This is a genomic window from Marinobacter sp. UBA2498, from assembly GCF_002341575.1.
Lineage (GTDB): Bacteria > Pseudomonadota > Gammaproteobacteria > Pseudomonadales > Oleiphilaceae > Marinobacter > Marinobacter manganoxydans.
The window spans coordinates 6,046-9,689 of sequence record NZ_DDOI01000124.1 but is presented as its reverse complement, the minus strand read 5'-3'; the positions used below and the strand labels follow the sequence as shown (position 1 = coordinate 9,689).

Sequence of the window (3,644 nt, the reverse complement as noted above, 5' to 3'; positions counted from 1 at the left end):
AGTCATGCATGTACGGGGTGTCGCCCGGCGCCTCAAACCCTTATCCTGAGGTATAACCTTATTCCATCAGTATGAGGAGCTTACCCATGAAAACTGCCCACGATCTGGTTGAAGCCGCCAGGAAAGAGATTCAGGAAGTACCTCTTGATCAGGCGGAAGACGCCATCAAGAACGCTGACTTACTCCTCGATGTGCGTGATGCGGATGAGTACCGGGCCGGCCACATACCCGGCGCGGTCAACATCTCCCGTGGTTTACTGGAGTTCAAGTTCACCAATGATCCGGCGTTCGAGAGCCGCGATATGAACATTGTGTGTTACTGCAAAACGTCCGGGCGAGCGGCTCTCAGTGCAAAAGCCCTGAAAGAAATGGGCTACATGCACGTGCAGTCCATCGCCGGAGGATTTGATGCCTGGCAGGAAGCCAACAAACCGGTTGCCAAACCCGAACTGCCGTCCTTCGAGTAACGGGCGTTTACAGGCAGCAGGCCTTGTGCTTTCGGCCACTCCCGCAGGGGCAGGGTTCGTTGCGACCGGGCTTCAGCTGGCCCTCGCTGGTATCACCTCGAAGGTAATACCAACGGCCCTGCTCCCGGACAAAATCGGAGTTTTCTTCGAGAAACCCCCAGCCCTTGCCCAGACGGTAGACCGCACGAAAAAGCACCGAGCCACGATCGCCGGACTGGTTGGTGTCCAGGATTTGCAAGGAGGTCCAGTCTGGTGAGTCTTCCAGGCTAAGCGTCTCTGGCCGTGAACTCTCGTGCCAGGTGGCCCGCAGATAATCCGGCAGCTTGAGAACGAAGGCCGCGTACCGGGATCGCATCAGCGCTTCCGGAGTAGACGCTACTTCGCCCTGATGGAGAGGCTGGCAGCATTCGCTGTAGGATTTACCGCTGCCGCAGGGGCAGTTTCGATTTTCAGTCTGTAGAATCATCGGGCTTCGATCGTTTCGGCTATGCTCGTAATCCGGCAGTGTATCAATATCAAACCGGCGTTGCTCCGGCCTACTCCCCTGACCTTTTTGGTGATTTCCTTTGACAGATGTGTCGCTGTTACAGATTCTTCTGGCCAACCTTGCCATTCTTGCCGGAGCTTGCCTGCAAGGCGTGGCCGGCTATGGCATTGGCACACTGGCCGCGCCATTGCTATTCCTGATAAGCCCTGTGTTAGTGCCCGGTCCCCTGATCCTGAATGCCACTCTGCTCACTGTATTCATGCTGATCCGCAATCGCGGCGCATTGCAGGTCAGGGAAGTGCGTTTTGCCATCGGTGGCGGCGTTGCCGGGGCAGTCCTGGCAGCACTGACGTTGCTGGTGATTTCGACCAAAGGCTTCGAACTGACCTTCGGCATTCTCATCCTTGCCGGCGTAGCGCTCAGTGTTGGCGGCCTCAAGCCGGCGCTCAACGCACGCAACAGCGTGCTGGCCGGAGCCGCTTCCACCTATATGGGCACTATTACCGCCGTAGGTGGACCGCCAATTGCGATGATTTACCAGAATGAAAAGGGACCGTTGGTCAGGGCTAACATGTCGGCCTTCTTCCTGGCTGCCAGCGTGCTAAGTCTGTCAGGCCTGCTCGCCTCTGGCTACCTGGGAACCCGAGAGCTTTTCCTGTTCGCCGTTACTTTTCCTGGAGTATTCCTGGGCTTCTGGCTGTCAGGCAAGCTGGTCCACCGTATGCCCTTCGAGGGGCTTCGCCCGGTGATTCTAGGTATCGCTGCCATCGCCGGAATGGCGGCGCTGATTCGCGGGCTGATCTCACTCTAGGAATCGGCCCAGAGGCGCACGCGGAATCGGTTTTTCTTCCACAGCAAAGCCAGCCAGAGCGCGTGAGCATTGATCAGGAACGCCAGAATCCACTCGAATGCATCGTCCTTGCGGCTGTAGAACTCGGGCGCCACGCCATTCAGGATGACTGAAAGAATGCCTACCGCCAGAATAAGCTGGCAAAGATTCAGCAGCCTCATGCCCGTGTTCTTCCACAACGGATGGCTGCGCAATCCGGAACTGACCAGCAGCTCACAGATGAACGTGAGCGAGAAATACAGAACCACGCCAATACGGCGGATCAGGTTGAAGCCGTCCCCGGCGTGTCCCAGAGCCAGGGTATAGGCGCCGAGCGAAACGCTGGCCACCAGGCCCAGCCAGGGGACCCAGGCCACACCGCTGGAATGAACGCCGAGCTGGCGCAGCCACCGACCGTTAAGCCACCAGAACAGAATGCCCAACAGAGCCGCCGGCAGCATGGTACCTTTGAAAATGAAGTAAGAGGTGCCGTGACGACCAGTCCGGCTGATGCTGGTGCAGCTGTCCCAGTAGGGATTGCATAGCTCCACATGCCCTTCCAGCACTGAAACTGTAAACGTGATATGGATGGTTAACAGCGGGATAAGAGCCGCAGCGAGTGCAAGCCACCAGAGATGGAAAAAGCGGTGATCCGACATGACGGACGATTCCCGTTCAAGTATCGAAAAGCGAATGTCGACTGTGCTTCAGGCGCTTGACCCGCGCATGATAAGCGAACACTATTTGACCAGATTTTGCAATTCAGCCTCCGCTTTTATGTTCTTCTTCCGTCAAAATGGCAGCAGCGGGTGATAGGATCTAGTCATGAATAAAAGCCATCAGGAAATTGTCGAAACCCAATTAGACGTCGCCGAACTTGCGATCGGCATGCATGTGGTTCGGCTGGACCGCCCTTGGGAGGAGACCGATTTTCTGATTCAGGGCTTTGTGATCAAAGACCAGTCAGACATTGAGGCGCTACGCGCTCAATGCGGGTTTGTTTTCATTGAGGGACGGGTTCAGAAAACGAATACCGTTCATGAGGGAACCAACCGCAATCAGAAACCATCAGGATTGCGCCGGCTTTTCAAGCGCAAATCAGCATCAGAACCGGCACCCCAAAAACCTTCCGTACCTCGTAAGCGAGTCACCTACATCAATAAGGTCGACGCTGGCACTGAGATGGCTACGGCCAGGATCCGATTCGAGGACGCGCAAGAGACCGCCAAAGCGATCATGTCAGGATTGCGGGTCGGTCGCACCCTGGACATCAACAATGCGCGCAAAGTCGTCAAAGGATGCGTTGAAAGCGTGCTTAGAAACGAGAACGCACTGATGCTACTTACCAAGATCAAGCATCAGGACGCGTATACGGCCGAGCACTGCATCAACGTCTCGATTCTTTGCGCAGCGTTTGGAAAACATCTCGGTTTGTTACAGGGCGAAATCGAGACCCTTGCGCTCTGCGGTCTGTTGCACGATGTTGGCAAAACAAAAATCCCGGACGAAATCCTGAACAAACCGGGCGCTCTGACTCCGAAAGAGTTTGAGTTGATGAGGCACCACACGACTCACGGCAGAACGATTCCCATGGGCACCAGCCATTCGCTCAACACCGCGGTCGATGTTGCGTTCAGTCATCATGAAAGGATGGATGGCTCAGGCTACCCCAGAGGCCTCGAAGCACATCAAATTCCCTACTTTGCAAAGATCGTGGGCCTTGTCGACACCTACGACGCCATTACCAGTGACCGTGTCTATGATAAAGGCAGGGCGTCCATGCAGGCGCTGGATATCATCCACAAACACCGGGGTACCCAGTTTGACGCCGAACTTGCGGATGAGTTTATCCAGCTCATCG

At 55.8% G+C, this 3,644-nt stretch carries 5 protein-coding genes; 3 read left to right on the top strand and 2 right to left on the bottom strand.

Annotated elements, in window-relative coordinates:
- Window positions 1-86 precede the first annotated feature (86 nt).
- Window positions 87-467: a rhodanese-like domain-containing protein gene (locus B2W52_RS17345; RefSeq protein ID WP_008177185.1), complete on the top strand. Its 381-nt coding sequence runs from the start codon at window positions 87-89 to the stop codon at window positions 465-467.
- Window positions 468-474: 7 nt separating this feature from the next.
- On the opposite strand, the gene B2W52_RS17340 is transcribed toward B2W52_RS17345, so the two are convergent.
- Complete coding sequence (locus tag B2W52_RS17340) at window positions 475-933, bottom strand: YchJ family protein (protein ID WP_081467563.1); 459 nt, start codon at window positions 931-933, stop codon at window positions 475-477.
- Window positions 934-1,042: 109 nt separating this feature from the next.
- Here B2W52_RS17340 and B2W52_RS17335 point away from each other — a divergent pair, with 109 nt between their 5' ends.
- The gene (locus B2W52_RS17335; protein ID WP_286803808.1) at window positions 1,043-1,765 is read left to right on the top strand and encodes a sulfite exporter TauE/SafE family protein; all 723 of its coding nucleotides are present in this window, start codon (window positions 1,043-1,045) and stop codon (window positions 1,763-1,765) included.
- Here the strand turns inward: B2W52_RS17335 and B2W52_RS17330 are convergent.
- Window positions 1,762-2,442, bottom strand: coding sequence for a hypothetical protein (locus tag B2W52_RS17330; protein ID WP_286803800.1), 681 nt, complete (start codon window positions 2,440-2,442; stop codon window positions 1,762-1,764). The two genes, B2W52_RS17335 and B2W52_RS17330, sit on opposite strands and share 4 nt — an antisense overlap.
- A 166-nt stretch (window positions 2,443-2,608) precedes the next feature.
- On the opposite strand from B2W52_RS17330, the gene B2W52_RS17325 reads away from it, so the two are divergent.
- The coding region (locus tag B2W52_RS17325; RefSeq protein ID WP_286803799.1) for a cyclic di-GMP phosphodiesterase at window positions 2,609-3,644 on the top strand (1,036 nt) is incomplete at its 3' end.